We start from the raw sequence: 23,871 nt of genomic DNA, 5'->3' as shown, positions 1-23,871 counted from the left end.
GACTTCTGATGGACTCTGCGCAAGCTGTTGAAACTAAAGAAAAAGCCCCAGAGACCGAGAGCCTGCCGGCGATCGCATCGAGTCCCGAGCGATTCATCAACCGCGAGCTCTCCTGGCTGCATTTCAACCGCCGCGTCCTGGAGGAATCGGTCAATCCCAGCCACCCCATGCTGGAGCGGGTGCGATTCCTGTCGATTTCCGCGAATAACCTCGACGAGTTCTTCATGGTCCGCGTCGCCGGCATCAAGGCCCAGGTGCGCGAGGGCATTGCCGAACGCAGCCCCGACGGCCTCACGCCATCCGAGCAGCTCGCGCTGATCAACCGCACCGTCTCCGAACTCGCCTCCGACCAGCAGGCGATCTGGCGCGATTTGCGCGGCACGCTAGCCGATGTCGGCATCGTGCTGGTCGAGGGCAAGGATGTCACCAAGGCGGAACGGACCTGGATCGAGGACTACTTCCTCAGCAACGTGTTCCCGCTGCTGACGCCGCTGGCGATCGACCCGGCCCACCCCTTCCCGTTCATCCCGAGCCTCGGCTTCACCATTGCGCTCCAGCTCACGCGCGCCGCCGACGGCAAGCAAATGAACGCGCTGATCCGCATGCCCGGCAAGATCGACCGCTTCATCCGCCTGCCGGCCGACGGCAAGGTGGTCCGGCTGATTTCGCTGGAGCAGGCGACCGCCCTGTTCATCAACCGCCTGTTCCCCGGCTACAATCTGCACGGCCAAGGCGCCTTCCGCATCATCCGCGACTCCGAGCTCGAAATCGAGGAAGAGGCGGAAGACCTCGTCCGCCTGTTCGAGACCGCGCTGAAGCGCCGCCGCCGCGGGTCGGTGATCCGGCTCGAGATCGATGCCAAGATGCCGGAGCAGCTGCGCAGCTTCGTGCAGCACGCGCTGTCGGCTGCCGATGACGAGGTGTTCCTGGTCGACGGCGTGCAGGCGATGAACGAGCTCTCGCAGCTCACCCGCCTCGACCGGCCCGATCTCGAATTCACCCCTTACGTGCCGCGCCATCCCGAGCGCGTGCGCGAGCATGGCGGCGACATCTTCGCCGCGATCCGGCAGAAGGACCTCGTGGTCCATCACCCCTACGAATCCTTCGACGTGGTGGTGCAGTTCCTGCAGCAGGCCACGCGCGACCCCGATGTCGTCGCGATCAAGCAGACGCTCTACCGCACCTCCAACAACTCGCCGATCGTGCGCGCGCTGGCGGAAGCCGCCGAGGCCGGCAAATCCGTCACGGCGTTGATCGAGCTGAAGGCGCGCTTCGACGAGGAAGCCAACATCCGCTGGGCACGCGATCTCGAACGCGCCGGCGTGCAGGTCGTCTACGGTTTCCTCGAACTGAAGACGCACGCAAAACTCTCGATGGTGGTGCGCCGCGAGGGCGGCAGCCTCACGACTTACGTCCATACCGGCACCGGCAATTATCACCCGGTCACCGCGCGCATCTACACCGACCTCTCCTACTTCACCTCGGATCCGACCATCGGCCGCGACGCCGCGCGCGTGTTCAATTTCATCACCGGCTATGCCGCGCCGAGCGATCTGGAAAAGATGGCAGTGTCGCCGCTGACCTTGCGCAAGCGCATCATCGAGCACATCCAGGGCGAGACCGCGCATGTGCGGCACGGCCGCCACGGTGCGGTCTGGATGAAGATGAATGCGCTGGTCGACCCCGACATCATCGACGCGCTCTACGAGGCCTCCCAGGCCGGCGTGCAGGTCGAGCTCGTGGTGCGCGGCATCTGTTGCCTGCGCCCGGGCATTCCCGGCCTTTCCGAGAACATCCGCGTCAAGTCGATCATCGGACGCTTCCTGGAACACGGCCGAATCTACTGCTTCGGCATGGGCCAGGGCCTGCCGAGCGCCAAAGCGGCTGTGTATATCTCCTCCGCCGACATGATGCCGCGCAACCTCGACCGCCGCGTCGAGGTGCTGTGTCCGCTGCAAAATCCCACGGTGCATCAGCAGGTTCTCGAACAGATCATGGTCGCGAATCTCAAGGACAATGAGCAGAGCTGGCAATTGTTGCCGGACGGGTCCTCAACGCGTATGAAGACCGCGAAGGGCGAGGAGCCTTTCAACGTCCACAACTACTTCATGACAAATCCGAGTCTGTCTGGCCGTGGAAAGTCGCTCAAGGAATCCTCGCCGCGTCGTCTCACGCGCCGGAACGAACGCCATCAATCCTGATCCGGGATGTTCGACGTGAAGCGGCCGCGCAAGCGCGGCTCGAGCGTCGCGGTCATCGATATCGGTTCCAACTCGGTCCGTCTCGTCGTCTACGAGGGACTGACGCGGAGCCTCATTCCGATCTTCAACGAGAAGACGTTGTGCGGCCTCGGACGCGAGGTGCAGAGCACCGGCCTGCTCGCGCCCGACGCCGTCGACAAGGCGCTGACCTCGCTGAGGCGCTTTCGCGCATTGTGCCGTGTAATGCAGGTCGGGCGCGTGTTCGCGATCGCGACCGCGGCATGCCGCGACGCCTCCAACGGCCCCGACTTCATCGCGAAGGCCGAGCGCATCTGCGCCGTGAAGATCGAGATCCTGTCGGGCCCGCGCGAGGCGCGGCTGTCGGCGCTCGGCGTGATCTCCGGCATCCATCATCCCGACGGCATCGTCGGTGACCTCGGCGGCGGCTCGCTCGAATTGATCGACGTGCGCAGGAACAGCGTGCGCAGCGGCGTGACGCTGCCGCTGGGTGGGCTCGCGCTGCAGGACCTCGCGCATAAATCGCTCAAGCGCGCCGACCGCATCGTGCGCGAGGAGCTCGACGAGGTGCCGCAGCTCACCGCGGGCCGCGGCCGCACCTTCTACGCCGTCGGCGGCACCTGGCGCGCGCTCGCGCGGATTCACATCATCCAGAGCGGCTATCCGCTCCAGGTGATGCACGGTTATTCGATTTCGGCCGCCGAGGCGCTCGACTTCTCGCGTCGTCTGCGTCGTCTTGCGGCCGCAGACATGCTCGCCGACATCGAGAGCGTTGCGGACGCGCGCCGCCCCCTCCTCACCTATGCGGCGCTGGTGCTAGAGCACATCATCCGGGTGGCGAAGCCGAAGACGATCGTGTTCTCGACCTTCGGCGTGCGCGAGGGCCTGCTGCACGAGAAGCTGTCGGAGCCGGAACGCAACAAGGACGGCCTGATCTGCGCCGCGGAAGAGCTGAACCAGTTGCTGTCGCGCTCGGCCAAGCACGCCCACGAGCTGATCGCCTGGACCGACCGCCTCGCGCGCGTGGTGAAGCTGCGCGAGAGCGAGGAGGACCGCCGCTTGCGCCACACCGCGTGCCTGCTGTCCGACATCGGCTGGCGCGTGCATCCCGATCACCGCGGCGAGCAGACGCTGAGCCTCGTCGTCAACGGCAATTTCGGCGCGATCACCCACACCGAGCGTGCCTTCGTCGGCCTGTCGGTGTTCTATCGCTATGCGGGCCTGAGCGAGGAAAACCAGCCGCCGGTCACCATGCAGGAGCTGCTGACGCCGGCGCAGCTCGAACGCGCGCGCCTCTTGGGCGCTGCGTTCCGCGTCGCGCACCTGATCTCGGCGGCTCGCCCGGGCGTGCTGCCGGCCACGCATTTCCGCAGCCAGGGCCGCAAGCTGATGCTGGTGTTCGAGCACCGCCTCGGCGACCTCGTCGCCGACCGCGTCGGCAGCCGCTTCCGCGCACTCGCCCGCCTGGTCAGCCGCGCCGGCTCGATCGTGCGGCGCTAGCGCATGATCCGGAAAAGTGCGCAGCGGTTTTCCGAAAAGATCATGCTCTAACAATAAACTAAAGCGCAACGAGACTAGTGCAAGCGACAGGCATCTGCACCGACATCTACTTCGCGACGAATCGGCTGCCATTCCAGCGCAGCTTCCGGCTGGTTCCGTTGCGGTCGAGGAGCTCGACGAAGGCCTGGTTGTTGACGGATGACAGTCGGATGTCATAGGTGCGCACCGTGAGCACGCGGCGGTATCGGCCGGCCGTCGCGACATACACTTCGTGAAGACATCCCGAGGAATTGCAAAGAACGGCTCTGCTGCGGCATTGAAAATCGTCGAAGTGAAGGGCCACGAACTCGGCGCCTGGCACGGTCAGATAGAGCGCAAAATGTTGGGCGGCCGCTATCGAGCCCCCGCACGCAGCGTTCCATTTCTGCACCTCTGCGCGGATTTCGTCCGGGAGCATGTCAATGTGCGCGGGGCTCCAAGGATCCTGCGCCGTTCCACTGTGGGAAAGCGCGGGCTGCACGAGAGCAAGCGCCGCAATGACACTGCTCAGCAGTGTGCACAAGAGTCTGCTCAATTTCACGACTTTGCTCCTGCGTAGTTCAGAACAGCATTGGCTGTTGCGCCCCGCGATAAGCAAACCACCCGGAGCCCACCTCGGCCCACAGCCGGATCGATGCCATCTCCGTCGCGCCTCATGCAAAAATATGCTGCGCAGGCCAAGCGCGCTTGATGCACATCAACCCGCCACCGTCGCGCCGGCGTTAGCGAGGTACAAATGCTGCGCTCCGGACGCCTTCCGCCATGCAACTGCCCCATGGGATTTTCCGTCTGAGCCCCGCTCGGAGCGCGACTGCCCGTGCTCTCCTGGCGCTTGTATTGAGTCTTTGGCCCTCCGCGCCGAATGCGCAGGACGAAGTGAAGCTCAGCGATGCGCAGGCGCGCAATCTCGGCGTCCGCGTCACCCATCCGGTCGCGAGCCGGACCGATCTGACGCTGCCCTATCCCGTCCAGGTCGTCATCCCGACGCAGCAATTGTGGGTCGTCAGCGCGCCGGTGGCCGGCATGGTCGCCAATCTCCTGGTTGGGCGCGGTGACCGCGCCATGGCCGGCCAGCCGCTGGTCACACTGGAGAGTCCGAGCTTCGTCTCCCAGCAACGCGACTATCTGCACGCGATCGCGCAGGAGCACCTCGCCAGCCAGCAGCTCAATCGCAACGTGGATCTGTTCGAAGGCAAGGCCGTGCCGCAACGCGTGCTCGAGGCCAGCCAGGCCGAAGCGCGCCAGGCCGCCCTCGTCGTCGCCGAACGGCGTCAGATGCTGCACCTGAGCGGGATGTCCGACGATGCAATCTCCCGGCTGGCCCAGCAAGCGGCGATCAGCGGGACGCTCACGGTCAATGCACCGCAAGCCGCGTCGGTGGTCGAGATCGCGGTGTCACCAGGGCAGCGGCTCGAACAATCCGCACCGCTCGTCAAGTTGGCGCGGCTCTCGCCGCTATGGGCGGAAATCGCGGTCCCTGCCGCCAATATTCGAGCGATCCGTACCGGCGCGAAAGTCGAGATCGAGGGCTATTCCACCCCGGGCAGGGTCGTGTTGGTCTCAGAGACCATCGATCCTGCCACCCAGACTATTCTGGTTCGCGCGGAAGTCCCCAACGACGGCGAGCTGCATCCCGGCCAGACTACCGCGGCCCGCATCGGGTTTCTCTCGACCGGCGAAAGCGCCTGGGAGATCCCTTACAGCGGGCTGGTCCGGCGGGGCGAGCAAACGTCGGTCTTCGTCGCCTTTGACGGCGGCTTCCGGCTGGTGCCGGTCAAGCTGCTTGCGGAAGATCAGGACCATGTGGTCGTAGCGGGCGCCGTCTCGGACCGGGATGAGATCGCGATCGGCGGCATCTCGGCGCTTCGCGGCATCCTCTCCGGACTGGGGCAGTAAATGCTCCGGCGCCTGGTTGCGTTCGCACTGTCGCAGCGACTGTTCGTCATGCTCGGCGTGCTGCTGGTGATCGGCGCCGGCGCTTTCCTCCTGCCCGGCCTACCGATCGATGCCTTTCCTGACGTTTCGCCGGTTCAGGTCAAGGTCATCATGAAGGCGGCGGGCCTCACTCCCGAAGAGGTCGAGCAGCGCATCACCGTTCCCGTCGAGCTCGAACTGCTCGGATTGCCGAACAAAAAGGTGCTTCGTTCGACCACGAAATACGCGCTGGCAGACATCACCGTCGATTTCGAGGACGGCACCGACATCTACTGGGCGCGCAACCAGGTCTCGGAGCGGCTGTCGAACATCTCGCGCGATTTCCCCGACGGGGTGAGCGGCGGTCTGGCGCCGATCACGAGCCCTCTCGGCGAGATGTTCATGTTCACGATCGACAGTCCCGAGCTGTCGCTCGCGGAACGCCGCACCCTGCTCGATTGGGTGATCCGCCCGGCCTTGCGGACCGTCCCCGGCGTCGCGGACGTCAATGCGCTCGGCGGCTATGTCCGCGCCTTCGAGATCGTGCCGCGCAACGATGCGCTGGCCGCGCGCGGCATCACCTACGATGTGTTTCGCCGGGCCATCGAAGCCAACAGCCGCAACGACGGCGCCGGGCGGGTGAACCAAGGCGAGGACAGCGCCCTAGTGCGGATCGAAGGCAGCATCCGCTCGATCGAGGACATCAAGGCCATCGTCGTCGACACCCGCGAAGGCGTGCCGATCCTGGTCAACGACATCGCGAGCGTCAAAGTCGGGACGCTGACCCGCTATGGCGCCGTCACGGCGGACGGCCGCGGCGAAACCGTCGAGGGACTGGTCCTCGGCTTGCGCGGCGCCAACGCGGGTCAGCTGATCCGTGACGTGCGTGCTCGGCTCGCGGAATTGCAACCCTCGCTGCCGAAGAGTGTGTCGATCAACGTGTTCTATGACCGCAGCCGCTTGGTCAACCGCGCCGTCGGCACCGTGGTGCGGGCCCTCGGCGAGGCCACCGCCCTCGTCATCGTCCTTCTGCTGCTTTTCCTCGGCAACTGGCGGGCCTCGCTGGTGATCGCGCTCAGCCTGCCGCTCGCCATCGTCATCGCCTTGATCGTCATGCGCGTGGTGGGAATGTCGGCCAATCTGATGAGCCTCGGCGGACTTGCGATCGCGATCGGCATGCTGATCGACGCGCTGGTCGTCGTGGTTGAGAACATCGTCGGCAACCTCAGCAAGCACGAGCCGGGCAAGGCCACTCCGCTGATCCACCTGGTTTACCGTTCGGTCTGCGAAGTCCTGGAGCCGGTCGCCTCGGGCGTGCTCATCATCATCATCGTGTTCGTCCCGTTGCTGACGCTGCAGGGGTTGGAGGGCAAGCTGTTCATCCCGGTCGCGCTGGCCATCATTTTCGCGCTGGCCGGCTCGCTCCTGCTGGCGCTCACCGTGATCCCGGTCGCAATCTCCTTCGTGCTCAAGTCCGCGTCACATCGCGATCCCCTGCTGGTGCGTGCGGCCCAACGGATCTACGCGCCGGCACTGGACTGGGCCCTCAACAACGAGCGCAAGGTGATGGCTGCGGCGCTGATCGGCCTCGTCGCGGCGGGCTTCGCCTATACCAAGCTCGGCAAGACCTTCATGCCGACCATGGATGAAGGCGACGTCATCGTCAGCGTGGAGACGCTTCCGTCCGTCAACCTCGACGAGTCGCTAGCGATGAATGCAAGGCTGCAGACCGCGCTTCTGGCCGTGCCTGATATTGCCGGCATCGTCGCGCGAACCGGGTCGGACGAGCTTGGCCTCGACCCCATGGGCCCCAACCAGACCGACACGTTCCTCGTGCTCAAGCCGGCCGCCGAGCGCGCGACCGACAATCGCGAGGCCCTGCTGCAGAAGCTTCGCGAGGTCCTCACCGGCTTCCCCGGCATCTCGCTCAGCTTCACCCAGCCCATCGACATGCGCGTGCAGGAGATGATCAGCGGCGTGCGCGGTGACGTCGCCGTCAAGATCTTCGGCCCCGACATCGCCAAGCTGAACGAAACCGCGGCAAAGCTGTCGGCGATCCTGTCCAGCATCGACGGTGCCGAGGACGTCTACACCACGCTGAACGAAGGCGCTCAATACTACACGGTTGCGGTCAACCGCATGGAGGCCGGCCGCCTCGGCCTGACGGTGGATTCCATCGTCAACTCGCTGCGGACGCAGATCGAGGGCCGGACCATCGGGACCGCGCTCGAGGACGGACGCCGCACGCCGATCCTCATCCGGGGCAGCGAGACGACGCGGGAAGCGCCGACGCTGCTGGCGAGCCTGCCGCTCACGCTCGCCTCCGGACGGCACGTCGCGCTGTCGCAGGTCACCCGCATCCAGCGCGTGGACGGCCCGGTGAAGATCGACCGCGAGGACGGCGCCCGCATGAGCGTGGTGCGCGCCAACATCCGCGGTCGCGACATGGTCGGCTTCGTCGAAGCGGCCCGCCGGAAGGTGGCGACCGAACTCCCGCTGCCCAACGGTTACCGGCTGACCTGGGGCGGGCAGTTCGAGAACCAGCAACGCGCCGCCGCCCGCCTATCCGTCGTGGTCCCCGTCGCGATCGGCCTGATCTTCGTGCTGCTCTTCACAACATTCGGTGCCATCCGCCAGGCCCTGCTGGTGCTCGTCAACATCCCGTTTGCCCTGATCGGGGGCGTCTTCGCGCTGGTCGTGACGGGCGAGTATCTATCGGTGCCGGCTTCGGTCGGATTCATCGCGCTGCTCGGCATCGCCGTGCTCAACGGCGTCGTGCTGGTCTCCTACTTCAATCAGCTCCGCGCCCACGGCCTTGCCGAGGATCGCATCGTCGTCGAAGGCGCCATGCGCAGGCTTCGCCCCGTGCTGATGACCGCGAGCATCACGGCGCTGGGCTTGATCCCGCTGCTGTTCGCCTCCGGCCCGGGTTCCGAAGTACAGCGACCGCTCGCAATCGTCGTAATCGGAGGACTGCTGTCCTCCACCCTGCTCACCCTGATTCTCCTGCCGATTCTGTATCGCCGCTATGGCGGATCGTCGAAGGTGGCTAAATGATCGAGCAGCCGGTCTGTCTGACGCTGATTGTGCCGCATCTCCTCCGCGAGGAGGTGTTCGACTATCTCACTGAGCAGACCGACCTAGTTTCGGGATTCACGGCATCGCACGGAGCCGGTCACGGCACTGAGATCCGTTTGCATACGGCCGCCGAACGCGTGAAGGGCCACGCCGATCAGGCCGTCGTGCAAGTGGTTCTGTCGAGCAGTGATGCCGGCCGCTTGCTCGACCGTCTGTGGGTTTCGTTCGCCGGAACCAAGCTGGTCTACTGGACGATACCCGTGACGGAACTCGGCACGATCGACTGAGCGGGCCTACTCCGCCGACGCCCTGGCGTGCCGCTCGGACGATTCCAGTGCGGCGGCAGTCAGCTTGCGGCGGCGCCAGATGGTGCCGACCACCAGCACGACGACGACGCCGAGAGCTGCGCAGAAATATTCGCCGCCGGCTCCGCCATGGCCGAATTGCGGCGGGATGCGCAAGGCGCCGAGCATGCTGTCCAGCGAGGCGCCGAACGGGCCGTCGAACAGCGTGTGCAGCTTCGGCGCGACACCGGGATCGGTCGCCATCACCTCGCCCGCGATCCAGCCGAGCAGCGCAGCACCCGCCCAGACCAGCACCGGCAGCTTTTCGAGCAGCGCCATGATCAGCGCCGCACCGGCGACGATCAGCGGCACGCTGATGGCAAGGCCGAGGATCAGGAGCGGCACGCTGCCATTGGCGGCGGCTGCGACCGCAATGACGTTGTCAAGCGACATGACGATGTCGGCGACCACGACGATCTGGATGGCCTGCCACAGATGCGAGGCAGCGTCGACGTCGTCGTCCTCGTCATGCTCCGGCACGAGGAGCTTGGCCGCGATCACGATCAGGGCGAGACCGCCGATCAGCTTGAGGTACGGCAGCTCCATCAGGGTTGCGACGATGCCGGTGAAGATGATCCGCAGCAGCACTGCGGCGCCGGCACCGAAGATCATGCCCCACAGGCGGTGTCGCGGCGAGAGGCCGCGGCAGGCGAGCGCGATCACCAGCGCGTTGTCACCGGACAAAAGGATGTTGATCCAGATGATCTTGCCGACCGCAATCCAGAAGGTCGGTTCGGCCATCTCGTTGCGAAACTGGGTGAAGAATGCCCCGATCGTCGCGGGATCGAAGATCTGCCAGAGCCAGCTCACAATACGTCCTTCCCCGTCGATTTAACTTATCAGCCGATGGATCAGCCGACGATCTCGTTGCCCGAGAAGAACTGCGCGATCTCGATCGCGGCAGTCTCCGGCGCATCCGAGCCGTGCGCGGAATTTTCGCCGATCGACTTGGCGTAGAGCTTGCGGATGGTGCCGTCGGCGGCCTTCGACGGGTCAGTCGCGCCCATCGCGTCGCGGTACTTGGCGATGGCGTTCTCGGCTTCCAGCACCTGGACGACGACCGGGCCGGAGGTCATGAACTCGACGAGCTCGCCGAAGAACGGCCGCGCCTTGTGGACGGCATAGAAGGTCTCGGCCTGTTCCTTGGTCATGCGGATGCGCTTCTGCGCGACGATGCGCAGGCCCGCCTTTTCGATCACGGCGTTGACGGCGCCGGTCAGGTTACGCGCGGTCGCGTCGGGCTTGATGATCGAGAAAGTGCGTTCGATGGCCATAATCTTGTCCTTGGGAAGAAAAGCGGTGGTTGTCGAGTTGCCGGGCTTATATCGGCGCCTTTGCCATCCGGCAAGCGATCGCCGGTATGACGTCACAGGCGCTTCGCCGCAGGACCGGACCCTGCGGTTTCAATCTGGATTACGACAATTTCACCCAGATGAACCCAATCTGAAGCCCCTGTCAGGATTCGGTTCAGCCTTGCCTGCGTAGGGTTGGCCCCATCGAAACCGAAGCCCGATCACTGGGCGGACCGTTTCGGCGGCCTTTCCATCGGACGCGATAGCCCCGCGCCGGCAGTATTGAGGAGATCACCATGTTGAGGAAACTTTCGCTTGCCGCTGTCGCTGCGGTTGCGCTGGGTGCCGCGCTGGCGCCGACCTCGGCTTCCGCCCACTGGCATGGTGGCGGCCCGGACTGGCACGGAGGTGGCGGTGGCTGGCACGGCGGCGGAGGCTGGCACCGTGTCCACGGCTGGGGCGGTCCGCGTTTCTATGCCCCCGTCTCCCACGGTTATGGCGGCTGCTATGTGCGCCGGCTGGTCCCGACCCCCTGGGGACCCCGCTGGCGGATGATCAACCGCTGCTACTGAGCCCGACAGCACCTTGACTTAAAGGCTGCCGACCCCCACGGTTGCCTTCCAAGAGAAGCCCCGGCGATCCCCCCGCCGGGGCTTCGCATTTGGGCGGATATAGCGGGATTCATACAATTTTGACGAGAATGCCGGCATTGCCCCAGAAACGGCGAAACCATTTTGGGGGCCAATGACTTGGTACCGTGTCCTTACTTTGAGCACACGGAACCTGCGCAATGGCTGGCCTTTTTGCCAATGACAGCGAACAGATCGATCGGCGGACCAGCCGCTCGATTTGCGATGCGGTGGGCGAACGGCTCCAGCAGAGCCTGCGTCCCGAACCCCAGCTCCCGACCCATCTCGAGCAGCTTATGAACGAGCTGAGGCAGCGCGACCGCGACTCGCACTGAGCGGCTGCGAAAAACGGGTTGCGTTCGACGCGCCTTGCGGTGACAAGGCCGCATGCTTGCGATCACCGATCTCTCCCTCCGCCTCGCCGGACGCCTTCTGATTGACCAGAGTTCCGTGCAGATCACGCCGGGATCGCGCGTCGGCCTGGTCGGACGCAACGGCACCGGCAAGTCGACGCTGTTCAAGGTGATCCGCGGTGAGCTCGCGGCCGAGCACGGCTCGGTGACCCTGCCTCCGCGCTGGAGCGTCGGCAGCCTCGCCCAGGAAGCCCCGAACGGACCCGAAAGCCTGATCTCCGTTGTGCTCAAGGCCGACCTCGAACGTGACGCGCTGCTCGCCGAAGCCGAGAGCGCGACCGATCCGCACCGGATCGCCGAGATCCAGACCCGGCTGGTCGACATCGATGCGCATTCGGCGCCGAGCCGTGCCGCCGCGATCCTCTCCGGTCTCGGCTTCTCCGCCGCCGATCAGCTCCGCCCCTGCGCCGAATTCTCCGGCGGCTGGCGCATGCGCGTCGCGCTCGCCGCGACGCTGTTCGCGGCGCCTGACCTGTTGCTGCTCGACGAGCCCACCAACTATCTCGACCTCGAGGGAACGTTGTGGCTGGAGGATCACCTCGCGCACTATCCGCGCACGGTGATCGTGATCAGCCACGACCGCGATCTCCTCGAAAGCTCGGTCGACCAGATCCTGCATCTGGAGCGCGGCAAGCTCACGCTCTACAAGGGCACCTACTCCTCGTTCGAGGAGCAGCGCGCCGCGCGCGAGCTGCTCGATGCCAAGCAGGTCAAGCGCCAGGAGGCCGAGCGCGCCCGCCTGCAGGCTTTCGTCGACCGCTTCAAGGCCAAGGCCTCGAAAGCCCGCCAGGCACAGTCTCGCGTGAAGATGCTGGAGCGGCTGAAGCCGATCACGGCGCTGGTCACCGAGGACGTGCGCGAGATCAGATTTCCGGCGCCGGAGAAGATTCTGTCCCCGCCGATCATCGCCCTCGACAACGCTTCCGTCGGCTACGATCCCGCGGCGTCCGTGCTCGGCCGCGTCACGCTGCGCATCGACAATGACGACCGCATCGCGCTGCTGGGTGCCAACGGCAACGGCAAGTCGACGCTGGTCAAGCTGCTCGCCGGAAGGCTCGCCCCCTTCTCGGGACGAGTGACGCGCGCGGACAAGCTGTCGATCGCCTATTTCGCGCAGCATCAGCTCGACGAGCTGAACGAGGACGCCTCGGCCTATGACCACGTCCGCAAGCTGATGGGCGATGCGCCGGAGGCCAAGGTGCGCGCCCGCGCCGGCGCGATCGGTTTTTCGGGCAAGGCGGCCGACACTAAAGTCGGAAAACTCTCCGGCGGCGAGAAGGCGCGGCTGCTGCTGGGCCTTGCGACCTTCTTCGGCCCCAACATGATCATCCTGGACGAGCCGACCAACCATCTCGACATCGACAGCCGCGCCGCGCTTGCCGAAGCCATCAACGAATTCCCCGGCGCTGTCATCATGGTCTCGCACGATCGCTATCTGATCGAGGCCTGCGCCGACCGGCTCTGGATCGTCGCCGACCGCACCGTCACCAATTACGACGGCGACCTCGACGAATATCGCCGCCTGGTGCTGTCCGCGCGCAACGGCGAGCCCGCCCCTCGCGAGCGCAGTGCGCCAAGCGAAAAGCCGCAGCGGGCTAGGTCCGACAATCGCGGCTCGCTGAAGAAGCGCATCACCGAAGCCGAAGCCGAGATCGCCCGCGTCAGCGACATCATCACCAAGATCGACACGGCCCTCGCTTTGCCCGACATTTTTACGCGCGATCCCAAGCAGGCCGCGCAGCTGTCAAAGGCGCGCGCCAATGCCGCCGATGCGCTGGCGCGCGCGGAGGAGCAGTGGCTCGAGGCAAGCGCGCAGTTCGACGAGGCTGCGGGCTGAATCCAAATCTGGAAAACAACCCCATGCACAGTAGCGGTAATTGATCACCCTGCATTAAGTAGCTGACCAAGCTACCCTTCATGGGAGTATATGCTTAGTCCGCAAACTGCCCGGCCGCCTTGATGATCGGGGCCCAGCGGTCGACTTCGCTCGTCAGCATCGCGCCCAGCGCCTCGGGCGTCGCCTTGTCCTGCGGCACGGGCTCGGTGTTGATATCGTTGAACCGGGCGATCAGCGCCGGATCCTTGAGCGCCGTCTGCAGCGCGGCCGTCAGCTTCTGCACGACCGCGGGCGGAGTGCCCTTGGGAGCATAGAGGCCATGCCAGACGCCGAGCTCGAACCCTTTGAGGCCCGCCTCATCGGCCGTCGGCAGATCGGGCAGACTCTTCAGCCGCTCCTTGGTGGTGATCGCATAGGCCTTGATCTGCTTGGCCGTGATCGGCCCGGTGGTGTTGGTCGCCTGATCGCAGGTGAGATCGATCTGCTTGCCGAGCAGATCGTTCATGATCGGACCGTTGCCCTTGTAGGGCACCGTGGTGAGCTGCTTCTGGATCGCCGTCATGAACAGCATGCCGCACAGATGCGATGCCGCACCTAATCCGGCATTGGCGTAAGTCAGCTTGTCGCCCTGCTGCTGGGCGTAGGCGACCAGTTCCTTGAGCGTGTTGGCCGGAAAATCCGGACGCGCGATGATGGTCATCGGCGCGTTGGTCACGAGGCCGATCGGCGCAAACGCCGTCTTCGTGTCATAGCTGAGATTGCGGTACAGCGTCGCGGCGGTCGAGATGCCGACATGATGGATCAGCAGCGTGTAGCCGTCAGGCTGGGCGCGCGCGGCGCGGGTCGTGCCGATGGTGCCGCCGGCGCCCGTCGCGTTCTCGACGACGATTTGCTGTCCCAGCGACTTCCCCATGCCTGCGGCCGTCAGGCGCGCGATGGTGTCGGTCGGCCCGCCCGCCGCGAACGGCACCAGTATGGTGATGGGCCTCGTCGGATAGTCCTGGGCAACGGCCGCGCCGAGCGGCAGAAGCAGAGTCGATACGAGAGCAATCGAGAACCGCATAGTCTCCTCCAGATTTTTTTGTTCACGCCATCAAAGCGCATTCCTGGCCGCGCGGCCATCAGCAAAGCGACGCATCAGCGTGTTGCGATCAAGTCATGATCACGACGCCGTTGCTCGGGTGCCGGCAAGAAGCCGGGTCGCCACCCGGGACAGCTCTCGCCCGCTCGCCGTGCGCTAAGCCTGGCTCTTTGTCTCGCTCTCGAGCTTCGTCCGCAGGTCCGCGACGATGCGATGAACGGTTTGCAGGTCCTTGACCGGAAGCCCCTCGGAAAGGCCGTTGACCCACGGCGCCTGCAAAGCCATGGCGGCATCGAAAGCGTGCCGCCCCTTGTCGGTCAGGACGACAAGCTGCGCTCGGCGGTGATGCGGATTGGCCTCGAAAGCAACGAGGCCTTCCGCGTGCAGGTCATTGACGATCCGCTGCACGTTCTGGCGATTGGCACCCAGATCGCGGGCAAGCCAAGCCACCGGCTGGGGGCGTTCCGCATGCACGATGGCGCCGAGAATCTGCCAGCGAGCGCTCGTGAGCCCGAGCCGGGCCACAAGGCGGTCCCCTGCGGTCAGGAGCAGGCTATTCAGCCGGAACAGGTCAAGCACGAGGTTCGACAGAGCATCACCGGCCGGCGTTCGCAAGGATTTCGGCATCCGTCACCATAAACTGTTATTGACATCATGATGTCAAATAACTATGTTGCGTAATAGTACCACATTGACACCATATTGCCATATCGAACGGAGCCTGCCATGGCGCACCTACGCCCTCTGGACCCTAACTTTCCCATCGAACGTCAGCTTGGCATCGACACCAGCCCCGCAGTGCTGGTGAATGTGTTCACGCTCGACAAGACCGACGAGCAGAGCTTCCTCCAGGTTTGGCAGGACGATGCAGCCTTCATGAAGCGGCAGCCGGGCTTCATTGCCACCCAGCTTCACCGCGCGATCGGCGATAGCCCGACATATCTGAACTATGCCGTCTGGGAATCGACTGCCCACTTCCGCGCTGCGTTCACACATCCTGAGTTCAGATCGAAGATCGCAGCCTATCCCTCATCCGCCGTCGCCTCTCCGCACCTGTTCGAGAAGGTCGCCGTGCCCGGCATCTGTGTGGCGTAGCTCGCTTCGAAAACGGCAGAACGCGATGACCAGGATCATCCACCCAGTCGCGGGCGCTGTCGCGCTGACGACTATCGTGACCTTCTGGCTCTCCACGGCCCTCACCGAGCTATTTGCGTCGCACGCGAGCATAGCCACGGTGAAATTGGCCATACCCTGGGGCTTCCTGTTGCTGGTTCCGGCGTTGGCGGTGACGGGAGGCTCAGGATTTTTCCTGGCAAAGGGACGACGTGGTGGCGTGATCGGCGCGAAGATCAAGCGTATGCCGTTCATCGCCTGCAACGGCATCCTGCTTCTCATTCCCGCCGCGTTGTTTCTTGCCTTCAAGGCGACGGCCGCGGAGTTCGACACCACGTTCTACGCGGTACAGACTCTCGAATTGTTGGCCGGCGCGATGAACATCGCTCTTCTCGGCCTCAATATGCGTGACGGCTTCAAGATGAAGGGCCGGTTCCGCGTTCGCCAACCCGATCGCTTCAACACCAAGCCGATGCTCTGAGGTTCGCGCGCGAAGCGGGCTTCCGATCGGGTCCGCCCACGCTCGCCCGCGTCCTTCAGAACCACGGCATCGATGCCGCTATTCGAGCAGATGGCGATTTACGGAGCAGCACGATAACGTCTGCGATGCGCGCAGCCGATCCGTTGTGGTGCAGGCGATCCCCGCCTACGTGTGCTTCTTCGGCTTCGGCTTGGTCGCCCTCGGCACCGGTTGCGGATCTGGATTGCCCTCGATTGACGACAGACGTCCAGCCGTGAACGTGTAGATGCCGGCGCGCGGCCCCGTTGCCCAGGTGACGACGGCAACGCGGCGGCCGGCGGCATCATTGGAGAGATTGACGTTCGATGGCGCGCCGATGCCGCGCACCACGTCGCATTCGGTATGGCCGAGCGCGACCGTGCCGCCCATCGGCGCCGTCGTCGATGCATTGGCATCGGCCGGCCCGGGAGGCGGCGCCATGCCGGGACAGCCGCCGTCGGCGCTGACGAGATCCTCAGCTCCGACCGCCTTGTCGGGGGTCAGCGGCGGGGATTCGATCGAGATGTTCTTGATGAAGAGACGGCTGGGCGTGTTGAACCATTGTGCGTCCTTGGACAGCAGATCGGTCCCCGAACAGCCCGCGACCAGCGGTGCTACGGCAGCCAACGCAACTATGAGCGACTTGGGAAGCTTTTGATGTCGCACGATAAACCAAATTCCCCGCGTGAAGGACCAGCCCTAAGCGATTGTCCCAACATCACTTTGCGGCACGAAGGTGACAAAAGCCAGCATCGCCCGAAAAGTGCAAATTATCATTAATTGCGAAGGACCTCTAATTCCGACGCTGCCACCGGCCCCGCTCGTCGGCCTGCCAATAGGTGACATCAAATCCCCGCTCCTTGCAATCCGTCCAGGCGCTGCGGGCAAGCGCGAGTGCATCCGGATCGTCGCCGTTGAACAGCAACACCATGCGCGCATAACCCTGCGCGTCCTGCGGCAAGGCCGCGTTGTCGACCAGGAATCGGACATGGGCGCCGTTGGGATTGCCCTCCTCGATCGCCAGCACGATCGGCTGATCGGCGGCATCGTTCACGCGCCATGTCACGTGCGGCAGGAAGGAATCGTCGCGATAGGTCCATAGATGCGCGTCGAGCGCATCGGCGCGCTCTTCCGAGGTCGACTGCACCACGACGCGCCAGCCGCGCTCCAGCGATTTCTCGAGAAGCGGCGGCAACACGTTCTCCACCGTCATGTTTTGCAGATGATAAAACAGGACTTCGGTCATCTCAGATCATTTGCGCTCGTAATGGTCGGCGACGAGACGGTCGAGCAGGCGGACGCCATAGCCGCTTGCCCAGCTCTGGTTGATGTCGGTCTTCGGCGCGCCCATGGCGGTGCCGGCGATGTCGAGATGGGCCCAGGGCGTGCCGTCGACGAAACGCTGCAGGAACTGCGCGGCGGTGATCGAGCCGCCATGGCGGCCGCCGGTGTTCTTCATGTCGGCGAACTGGGAATCGATCAGCTTGTCGTATTCGGGACCGAGCGGCATGCGCCAGACCTTGTCGCCGCTCTCGATGCCGGCCGCCAGCAGGCGTTCGGCGAGCTCGTCATTGTTGGAGAACATGCCGGCATGCTCGGTGCCGAGCGCGACCACGATCGCGCCGGTCAGCGTCGCCAGATCCACCATGAATTTCGGCTTCACCTTCTTGGCGACGTACCAAAGCACGTCGGCCAGCACGAGGCGGCCTTCCGCGTCGGTGTTGATGATCTCGATGGTCTGGCCCGACATCGAGGTGACGATGTCGCCCGGCCGCTGCGCATTGCCGTCGGGCATGTTCTCGACGAGACCGATGGCGCCGACCACGTTGACCTTGGCCTTGCGCGCGGCAAGCGCGTGCATCAGGCCGACGACGCAGGCCGCTCCCCCCATGTCACCCTTCATGTCCTCCATGCTGCCGGCCGGCTTGATCGAGATGCCGCCGGTGTCGAAGCAGACGCCCTTGCCGACGAAGCTCACCGGCGCCTCGCCCTTCTTGCCGCCGTCCCAGCGCATGATCACGGTGCGGCTCGGCCGCGCCGAGCCCTGGCCGACGCCGAGCAGCGCGCCCATGCCGAGCTTCTGCATCGCCTTGACGTCGAGCACCTCGACCTTGACGCCGAGCTTGCGGAGCTGACTGGCGCGGCGCGCGAATTCCTCGGGGAAGAGCACGTTCGGCGGCTCGTTGACGAGGTCGCGCGCGATGATCACGCCGTCGACGACGTGGCCGGCCGAGGCAAACGCCTTCTTCGCGGCAGCGGCATCGCCGACCGCAAGCGAGATGTCGGCGCGCAAGCCGCCCTCCTCGCCGTCCTTCTTTTTCGTCTTGTAGCGGTCGAACTTGTAAGCGCGTAAGCGCAGGCCCGAGGCGATCGCGACCGCCTGCTCGCTCGTCATCGCACCACTTGGCAGTTCCGCCATGATGGTCATGGCAGCCGCCCCCGCGGCAAGCTTGCCCGCCGCCACACCGCCGAATTTGAGGAAATCGTTCGCCTTCAGGCCGGCCGCCTTGCCGGCGCCGATCACGAGCAGACGGGTGGCCTTCACCCCTTCCGGCGCCAGGATGTCGAGCGCTGCCCCGCTCTTGCCCTTGAAGGCGGCGGCGGCGGCCGCACGCTTCACGAGTTCGATAGCACCGCCCAGCGCCTTGGCCGTCGCCGGACCAACCTTCAGACTGTCGTCGCAGAACACGACCATGATGCCACGGGCGGCGGCAGACAATGAGACAAAGCCGACCTTGACGGCATCGGACATGGGTAACTCCTTCAAAAATCTTGGTCTTTTTGCTGCTCACGGTCCCTGGCCAGGGCCGGACATGAACGGCGATTCACTGAGCCATCCGCACTATGGGCCAGCGCCCCGGCAGATGCCAAGCACCCCCCGTGGCCTCAAGGCCACAACGAGCGAAATATTAACCATATTATGAGGGTGCCACGGGGCAGCCATTTTGTTGACGGATCAAAGGGATGGTAGTGAGAGAGTGAGCTGGCGGAAGAGGCGCTGGCCAACCTTGGGGATCCCCTGATCGGGGATTGGTTGGGCAGCGGAGTTTCGGCCGACATTGGGGACTTGGTGGGATTCGTGCGGTAGCGCATGGGGTCGATCGATAGGTATATCTTCCGCACGACGCTGGCGTCGTTTGCGCTGATCCTGGTCAGCCTCACTGGCGTGATCTGGATTACGCAGGCGTTGCGCGGCATCGACCTGATGACGAGCCAGGGTCAGACCATCCTCACCTTCCTCGGCATCACCAGCCTCGTCGTGCCGGCCCTGGTCCTGATCATCTCGCCGATCGCGCTGATGATCGCGATCTCGCACACGCTGAACAAGCTCGCGACCGATTCCGAGATCATCGTGATGAATGCCGCCGGCCTGTCGCCGTTCCGGCTGTTCTATCCGTTCTTTTACGCCACCTGCGTGGTGGCGCTGCTGGTTGCCTTCATCGCGGCCTATCTCGCCCCCGACGGCATGCGGCGGATCAAGCAGTGGGATGCCGAGATCACCGCGGACGTGCTCACCAACATCCTGCAGCCCGGCCGCTTCGCCCAGCTCGACAAGAACCTCACGATCCGGATTCGCGAACGCCAGCCCGGCGGCATCCTTGCCGGCATCTTCATCGACGACCGCCGCGATCCGAACGAGCGCGTCTCGATCGTCGCCGAGCACGGCGAGGTCGTGAAGAACGAGACCGGCTCGTTCCTGGTGTTGGAGACCGGCAATCTCCAGCGCTTCGAGGCGGGCAAGCGCGATCCCGCGCTGGTGGCCTTCGGCCGCTACGGCTTCGACATGTCGAAGTTCTCCAACCAGGGCCGCGACGTCACCCTCGGCATCCGCGAGCGCTATCTCTGGGAGCTGCTCGCGCCGTCCGATAACGACCCCGTCTACAAGCAGATTCCCGGCCAGTTCCGCTCGGCCCTGCATGACAGTTTGCTCGCGCCGATCTATCCCTTCGCCTTCGCCGTGCTGACCTTCGCCTTCCTCGGTGCGCCCCGCACCACCCGCCAGAGCCGTAATTTCTCGATCGGCACTTCGGTCATTGCGGTGTTCGGCCTGCGCATGGCCGGCTTTGCCTGCTCGGTGATGGCGGTGAAGTCGCCGAGCCCAGTGCTGGTGCAATATGCGATGGTCATGGGCGCCATCGGCGTCGGGCTGTGGATGATCATCCGCGGCGTCGTGGTCGAGCCGCCCCCTGGCCTCATGGAGGCCATCAACAGGTCGAACGCGCGCATCGCGCAGCTGTTCGGACGGCCGGCCACCGCATGAGCATGCTCACCAACACACTCGGACGCTATTTCGCCGGCCGCTTCGTGGTCGCGGCGCTCGGCGTGTTCTTGGGCATTTTCCTGCTGCTGGTGCTGGTCGACTACATTGAGATGGTGCGCAAGACCTCGGGGCTGGCGTCCGCCTCGGCGCTCATGGTGGCCGAGACCTCGCTGTTCAGGGTGCCGCAACTGCTGGAGAAGCTGACGCCGTTCTGCATGCTGATCGGCGCCATGACCTGTTATCTCGCCCTCTCCCGCCGGCTCGAGCTCGTGGTTGCGCGCGCCGCCGGCATCTCCGCATGGCAGTTCATCTCACCGGCGCTCGGCAGCGCGCTCCTGATCGGGGTGATCGCAACCATCGCCTACAATCCGATGTCGGCGAATCTGCGTGAGCTCTCCAAGCGCATGGAAGCCGAGCTGTTCGGCTCGGCGCCCGGCGGCGGCATCCAGGACGCCTCCGGCTTCTGGCTCAATCAGGTGACCAGCGACGGCCAGACCATCATCAACGCCGCGCGCAGCGAGCAGCAGGGCGTCCGACTCACCGGCCTGACGCTGTTCCGCTTTGACACAGACAGTCACTTCAAGGAGCGGATCGAGGCGCGCGAGGCGACACTGGAGTCCGGCCATTGGCTGTTCAAATCCGTTCGCCGCTTCTCGCTGGACTCCCCACCGATCGACCAGGCCACCCTGGAGATTCCAACGACGCTCACCGAGGCGCAGGTCCGCAACAGCTTTTCCACCCCCGAGACTGTGTCCTTTTGGCAACTACCGAGCTACATCCGGTCATCCGAGAGCTCGGGCTTCGCGACAGCCGGATACCGACTCCAGTATCAGAAGCTTCTGGCACAGCCGTTTTTGCTTGCCGCCATGGTGATGCTCGCGGCCTCGGTGTCGTTGCGCTTCTTCCGGATGGGTGGCGTGCAGAAGATGGTTTTGAGTGGCGTGGGCGCAGGCTTTCTGCTCTACGTTCTGTCGAAAGTGACTGAAGACTTGAGCAAGGCTGAGTTGATGCATCCGATCGCTGCGGCGTGGTTGCCCGTGGTGGTGGGCGGCCTCACCGGCTTTTTGGCCTTGTTGTACCAGGAGGACGGTTAGTGACTGCCGTCCATCGAGGACCCGTGTCTCGTTTGACGCGCCGCATCGTGATGCGCGCGAACGGGTCCGGCTTGTCTCTTCGCAGGCTCATGATGGCTGTCGCTGCCGTGGCATCGCTCGGCGCGCTGATCGACGTTGCTGCTGTAGCCCCCGCCTCGGCCCAGAGCTTCACCTACAATCCGCTGCCGCCGCGCCCGAAGCCGCCGAAGGCCGCCAACGACAACCAGATGTTGGTTCAGGCGACCGAGGTCGACTACGACTACAACAATTCGCGCGTCTCCGCGGTCGGTAACGTCCAGCTGTTCTACAACGGCACGAGCGTCGAGGCCGACAAGGTCATCTACGACCAGAAGACCAAGCGGCTGCATGCCGAAGGCAACATCCGCATGACGGATGCCGACGGCAAGATCACCTATGCCGAGATCATGGATCTCTCCGACGATTACCGCGACGGTTTCGTCGATTCGCTGCGTGTGGACACCGCCGACCAGACCCGCATGGCCGCCAGCCGTGCCGACCGCTCCAGCGGCAACTACACAGTGTTCGAGAACGGCGTCTACACGGCCTGCGCGCCGTGTAAGGACGATCCGAAGAAGCCGCCGCTGTGGCAGGTCAAGGGTGCGCGCATCATCCACGACCAGCAGGAGAAGATGCTGTATTTCGAGACGGCGCAGATCGAATTCTTCGGTGTGCCGCTCGCTTACATGCCCTATTTCTCGACGCCAGACCCGACCGTGAAGCGCAAGAGCGGCTTCCTGATGCCGGGCTATGTTTCCGGCACGTCGAACACGGGTTATGGCGTCGAGGTTCCCTATTATTGGGCGATCGCGCCCGACATGGACGCGACCATCAACCCCCGCTTCTTGTCGCGGCAAGGCGTGCTGCTGCAGGGAGAATTCCGGCAGCGCCTGATCGACGGCGCCTACCAGATCCGCGCCTATGGCATCGACCAGCTCGATCCCGGCGCGTTCTCCGGCCAGCCGGGCGACAAGCAGTTCCGCGGCGCCGTCGACACCAAGGGTCAGTTCGCGCTGAACGACAAATGGGTCTGGGGTTGGGACGGCGTCCTGATGTCCGACTACTATTTCTTCTCGGACTACCGGCTCTACCAGTACCGCGATCCGCTCGGCTCGTTCCTGCTGCTGCCGACGGAGGCGCTGTCGCAGCTCTATCTGACCGGCGTCGGCAACCGCAGCTTCTTCGACGCGCGCACGATGTACTGGCTGAGCTATTCGGGTAACCAGAGCCAGGTGCCGATCGTCTATCCGATGATCGACTACTCCAACGTGCTCAACTATCCGGTGTTCGGCGGCGAGTTCAGCTACAAGACCAATTTCGTGAACCTGTCGCGCGATCAGGCGGTGTTCGATCCGATCACCACGATCGCGAACACCAACAGCCTGTGCACGACGGCGTCGGCCGATCCGCTCGCCCGCACGCCGTCGCAGTGCCTGCTGCGCGGCTTCCCCGGCACCTACACCCGCCTTACGGCCGAGGCGCAGTGGCGCAAATCCTTCACCGATCCGCTCGGCCAGATCTGGACGCCGTTCGCCAGCCTGCGCGCCGACGCCATCAACTCCTCGGTCTCCAACCAGCCGGGCGTGTCGAACTATCTTCCCGTCGGCGACACCCAGGCGTTCCGCCTGATGCCGACCGTGGGCCTGGAATACCGCTACCCCTTCATCAACATTCAGCCCTGGGGCTCGACCACCGTCGAGCCGATCGCGCAGATCATCATCCGGCCGAACGAGACCTATGCCGGCAAGCTCCCGAACGAGGACGCCCAGAGCATGGTGTTCGACGCCTCGAACCTGTTCAGCGTCGACAAATTCTCCGGCTACGACCGCGTCGAGGGCGGCGGCCGCGCCAATGTCGGCGTGCAGTCCACCACGCAGTTCGACAAGGGCGGCGCCGTCAAGGCCCTGTTCGGCCAGTCCTACCAGCTGTTCGGCATGAACTCCTTCGCGGTCCAGGACCCCATCAATACCGGCCTCAATTCCGGCCTGGACAAGCCGCGTTCCGATTACGTCGCAAGCGCCAGCTACTCGCCCAACAGCACCTACACGTTCAGCGTCCGCTCCCGCATGGACGAGCAGACCTGGAACGTGCAGCGCTTCGAGGCGGAAGGCCGCGCCAACTTTAATCGCTGGGCGGTCAGCGTGCTGTACGGCAATTACGCGGCGCAGCCGGAGCTCGGCTATCTGACCCGCCGCGAGGGCATCCTGACCTCGGGCTCCATAAAGATCGCGACCAATTGGGTGGTGTCGGGCTCGGCGCGGTGGGACCTCGAGGCCAACAAGCTCAACCAGTATGTGCTCGGTGCCGGCTATGTCGACGATTGCTTCGTGCTGGCGGCGAACTACGTAACTTCGTATAGCTACTCGGCGGGCACCGCGCCGCCCGTCCTGAGCCATGCGTTCATGTTCCAGATCGGCCTGCGCACGCTGGCGACCTCGTCGACGACCAGCAGTTCCGCCGGCCTCCAGTGAACGGTTTGAAGTGCCGGCCGCGCTTGCCCCCATCACAGGCTCGACGCGGCTGACATGCGAGCGACAATC

21 protein-coding genes are annotated in these 23,871 nt (G+C 64.7%); 13 read left to right on the top strand and 8 right to left on the bottom strand.

Annotated elements, in window-relative coordinates:
- Nucleotides 1-8 precede the first annotated feature (8 nt).
- Nucleotides 9-2,201: an RNA degradosome polyphosphate kinase gene (locus GA0061098_RS06685; RefSeq protein ID WP_165637204.1), complete on the top strand. Its 2,193-nt coding sequence runs from the start codon at nt 9-11 to the stop codon at nt 2,199-2,201.
- Nucleotides 2,202-2,216: 15 nt separating this feature from the next.
- A complete protein-coding gene (gene ppx, locus GA0061098_RS06680) occupies nt 2,217-3,719 on the top strand; it encodes an exopolyphosphatase (protein WP_091955346.1) in 1,503 nt (500 codons plus the stop codon).
- A gap of 106 nt (nt 3,720-3,825) precedes the next feature.
- On the opposite strand, the gene GA0061098_RS06675 is transcribed toward ppx, so the two are convergent.
- Nucleotides 3,826-4,299, bottom strand: coding sequence for a hypothetical protein (locus GA0061098_RS06675; RefSeq protein ID WP_129590820.1), 474 nt, complete (start codon nt 4,297-4,299; stop codon nt 3,826-3,828).
- A gap of 221 nt (nt 4,300-4,520) precedes the next feature.
- Between GA0061098_RS06675 and GA0061098_RS06670 the strand changes: the two genes are divergently transcribed.
- The 3 genes from GA0061098_RS06670 to GA0061098_RS06660 are packed head-to-tail and all read left to right on the top strand — an operon-like array spanning nt 4,521 to nt 9,037.
- Nucleotides 4,521-5,654: an efflux RND transporter periplasmic adaptor subunit gene (locus tag GA0061098_RS06670; RefSeq protein ID WP_430649253.1), complete on the top strand. Its 1,134-nt coding sequence runs from the start codon at nt 4,521-4,523 to the stop codon at nt 5,652-5,654.
- Nucleotides 5,655-8,729 (top strand): efflux RND transporter permease subunit, encoded by a 3,075-nt coding sequence (locus GA0061098_RS06665; protein WP_091955025.1) that lies wholly within the window; start codon nt 5,655-5,657, stop codon nt 8,727-8,729.
- Complete coding sequence (locus GA0061098_RS06660) at nt 8,726-9,037, top strand: DUF3240 family protein (protein WP_091955021.1); 312 nt, start codon at nt 8,726-8,728, stop codon at nt 9,035-9,037. Before GA0061098_RS06665 ends, GA0061098_RS06660 begins: the two co-directional genes overlap by 4 nt.
- Nucleotides 9,038-9,043: 6 nt before the next feature.
- Here GA0061098_RS06660 and GA0061098_RS06655 read toward each other — a convergent pair whose 3' ends face one another.
- Both GA0061098_RS06655 and ndk read right to left on the bottom strand, forming a co-directional pair.
- Nucleotides 9,044-9,904, bottom strand: coding sequence for a TerC family protein (locus GA0061098_RS06655; RefSeq protein WP_091955017.1), 861 nt, complete (start codon nt 9,902-9,904; stop codon nt 9,044-9,046).
- A gap of 41 nt (nt 9,905-9,945) precedes the next feature.
- Nucleotides 9,946-10,368, bottom strand: a complete 423-nt coding sequence (gene ndk / locus GA0061098_RS06650; protein WP_018317541.1) for a nucleoside-diphosphate kinase — start codon at nt 10,366-10,368, stop codon at nt 9,946-9,948.
- 314 nt (nt 10,369-10,682) lie between these two features.
- Here ndk and GA0061098_RS06645 point away from each other — a divergent pair, with 314 nt between their 5' ends.
- The 3 genes from GA0061098_RS06645 (at nt 10,683) to GA0061098_RS06640 (ending at nt 13,265) form a co-directional block, all read left to right on the top strand.
- Nucleotides 10,683-10,958 (top strand): sulfur globule protein precursor, encoded by a 276-nt coding sequence (locus tag GA0061098_RS06645; RefSeq protein WP_091955013.1) that lies wholly within the window; start codon nt 10,683-10,685, stop codon nt 10,956-10,958.
- A gap of 218 nt (nt 10,959-11,176) precedes the next feature.
- A complete protein-coding gene (locus GA0061098_RS44780) occupies nt 11,177-11,350 on the top strand; it encodes a hypothetical protein (RefSeq protein ID WP_018317543.1) in 174 nt (57 codons plus the stop codon).
- A gap of 52 nt (nt 11,351-11,402) precedes the next feature.
- Complete coding sequence (locus GA0061098_RS06640) at nt 11,403-13,265, top strand: ABC-F family ATP-binding cassette domain-containing protein (protein WP_091955009.1); 1,863 nt, start codon at nt 11,403-11,405, stop codon at nt 13,263-13,265.
- Nucleotides 13,266-13,359: 94 nt separating this feature from the next.
- Here the strand turns inward: GA0061098_RS06640 and GA0061098_RS06635 are convergent, their stop codons facing one another.
- On the bottom strand, nt 13,360-14,328 hold the full coding sequence (locus tag GA0061098_RS06635) for a tripartite tricarboxylate transporter substrate-binding protein (protein ID WP_091955006.1): 969 nt from the start codon (nt 14,326-14,328) through the stop codon (nt 13,360-13,362).
- A gap of 174 nt (nt 14,329-14,502) precedes the next feature.
- Complete coding sequence (locus GA0061098_RS06630) at nt 14,503-14,973, bottom strand: MarR family winged helix-turn-helix transcriptional regulator (protein WP_091955004.1); 471 nt, start codon at nt 14,971-14,973, stop codon at nt 14,503-14,505.
- A gap of 99 nt (nt 14,974-15,072) precedes the next feature.
- On the opposite strand from GA0061098_RS06630, the gene GA0061098_RS06625 reads away from it, so the two are divergent.
- Together GA0061098_RS06625 and GA0061098_RS06620 are read left to right on the top strand one after the other, a co-directional pair.
- Nucleotides 15,073-15,441, top strand: a complete 369-nt coding sequence (locus tag GA0061098_RS06625) for an antibiotic biosynthesis monooxygenase family protein (RefSeq protein WP_026201869.1) — start codon at nt 15,073-15,075, stop codon at nt 15,439-15,441.
- A 25-nt stretch (nt 15,442-15,466) separates the two neighbouring features.
- Nucleotides 15,467-15,940 (top strand): hypothetical protein, encoded by a 474-nt coding sequence (locus GA0061098_RS06620; RefSeq protein WP_091955001.1) that lies wholly within the window; start codon nt 15,467-15,469, stop codon nt 15,938-15,940.
- A 165-nt stretch (nt 15,941-16,105) separates the two neighbouring features.
- Here the strand turns inward: GA0061098_RS06620 and GA0061098_RS06615 are convergent, their stop codons facing one another.
- The 3 genes from GA0061098_RS06615 to GA0061098_RS06605 form a co-directional block, all read right to left on the bottom strand.
- Complete coding sequence (locus GA0061098_RS06615) at nt 16,106-16,585, bottom strand: hypothetical protein (protein WP_208610631.1); 480 nt, start codon at nt 16,583-16,585, stop codon at nt 16,106-16,108.
- Nucleotides 16,586-16,751: 166 nt separating this feature from the next.
- Nucleotides 16,752-17,204 (bottom strand): DNA polymerase III subunit chi, encoded by a 453-nt coding sequence (locus GA0061098_RS06610; protein ID WP_091954994.1) that lies wholly within the window; start codon nt 17,202-17,204, stop codon nt 16,752-16,754.
- A 6-nt stretch (nt 17,205-17,210) separates the two neighbouring features.
- Nucleotides 17,211-18,710, bottom strand: a complete 1,500-nt coding sequence (locus GA0061098_RS06605) for a leucyl aminopeptidase (RefSeq protein ID WP_091954990.1) — start codon at nt 18,708-18,710, stop codon at nt 17,211-17,213.
- A gap of 339 nt (nt 18,711-19,049) precedes the next feature.
- On the opposite strand from GA0061098_RS06605, the gene lptF reads away from it, so the two are divergent.
- From lptF to GA0061098_RS06590, 3 genes are read left to right on the top strand one after another with little or no spacing between them, the layout of a single operon-like run.
- Nucleotides 19,050-20,219 (top strand): LPS export ABC transporter permease LptF, encoded by a 1,170-nt coding sequence (gene lptF / locus GA0061098_RS06600; protein WP_091954986.1) that lies wholly within the window; start codon nt 19,050-19,052, stop codon nt 20,217-20,219.
- Nucleotides 20,216-21,313: an LPS export ABC transporter permease LptG gene (gene lptG, locus GA0061098_RS06595; RefSeq protein WP_091954981.1), complete on the top strand. Its 1,098-nt coding sequence runs from the start codon at nt 20,216-20,218 to the stop codon at nt 21,311-21,313. The genes lptF and lptG overlap by 4 nt, the downstream gene beginning before the upstream one ends.
- On the top strand, nt 21,313-23,802 hold the full coding sequence (locus GA0061098_RS06590) for an LPS-assembly protein LptD (protein ID WP_165637186.1): 2,490 nt from the start codon (nt 21,313-21,315) through the stop codon (nt 23,800-23,802). Before lptG ends, GA0061098_RS06590 begins: the two co-directional genes overlap by 1 nt.
- Nucleotides 23,803-23,871 lie beyond the last annotated feature (69 nt).

Origin of the sequence: Bradyrhizobium shewense (genome assembly GCF_900094605.1) — a bacterium.
Classification (GTDB): Bacteria; Pseudomonadota; Alphaproteobacteria; order Rhizobiales; family Xanthobacteraceae; genus Bradyrhizobium; species Bradyrhizobium shewense.
This window is presented reverse-complemented; position numbering and strand designations above follow the sequence as displayed.

Bases quoted from the DNA above. Each gene is read 5' to 3' on its own strand.
- GA0061098_RS06685 (WP_165637204.1), top strand. From the start codon at position 9: ATGGACTCTGCGCAAGCTGTTGAAACTAAAGAAAAAGCCCCAGAGACC.
- GA0061098_RS06670 (WP_430649253.1), top strand. From the start codon at position 4,521: ATGCAACTGCCCCATGGGATTTTCCGTCTGAGCCCCGCTCGGAGCGCG.
- GA0061098_RS06665 (WP_091955025.1), top strand. From the start codon at position 5,655: ATGCTCCGGCGCCTGGTTGCGTTCGCACTGTCGCAGCGACTGTTCGTC.
- GA0061098_RS06660 (WP_091955021.1), top strand. From the start codon at position 8,726: ATGATCGAGCAGCCGGTCTGTCTGACGCTGATTGTGCCGCATCTCCTC.
- ndk (WP_018317541.1), bottom strand. From the start codon at position 10,368: ATGGCCATCGAACGCACTTTCTCGATCATCAAGCCCGACGCGACCGCG.
- GA0061098_RS06645 (WP_091955013.1), top strand. From the start codon at position 10,683: ATGTTGAGGAAACTTTCGCTTGCCGCTGTCGCTGCGGTTGCGCTGGGT.
- GA0061098_RS44780 (WP_018317543.1), top strand. From the start codon at position 11,177: ATGGCTGGCCTTTTTGCCAATGACAGCGAACAGATCGATCGGCGGACC.
- GA0061098_RS06640 (WP_091955009.1), top strand. From the start codon at position 11,403: ATGCTTGCGATCACCGATCTCTCCCTCCGCCTCGCCGGACGCCTTCTG.
- GA0061098_RS06635 (WP_091955006.1), bottom strand. From the start codon at position 14,328: ATGCGGTTCTCGATTGCTCTCGTATCGACTCTGCTTCTGCCGCTCGGC.
- GA0061098_RS06630 (WP_091955004.1), bottom strand. From the start codon at position 14,973: ATGCCGAAATCCTTGCGAACGCCGGCCGGTGATGCTCTGTCGAACCTC.
- GA0061098_RS06625 (WP_026201869.1), top strand. From the start codon at position 15,073: ATGGCGCACCTACGCCCTCTGGACCCTAACTTTCCCATCGAACGTCAG.
- GA0061098_RS06620 (WP_091955001.1), top strand. From the start codon at position 15,467: ATGACCAGGATCATCCACCCAGTCGCGGGCGCTGTCGCGCTGACGACT.
- GA0061098_RS06610 (WP_091954994.1), bottom strand. From the start codon at position 17,204: ATGACCGAAGTCCTGTTTTATCATCTGCAAAACATGACGGTGGAGAAC.
- GA0061098_RS06605 (WP_091954990.1), bottom strand. From the start codon at position 18,710: ATGTCCGATGCCGTCAAGGTCGGCTTTGTCTCATTGTCTGCCGCCGCC.
- lptF (WP_091954986.1), top strand. From the start codon at position 19,050: ATGGGGTCGATCGATAGGTATATCTTCCGCACGACGCTGGCGTCGTTT.
- lptG (WP_091954981.1), top strand. From the start codon at position 20,216: ATGAGCATGCTCACCAACACACTCGGACGCTATTTCGCCGGCCGCTTC.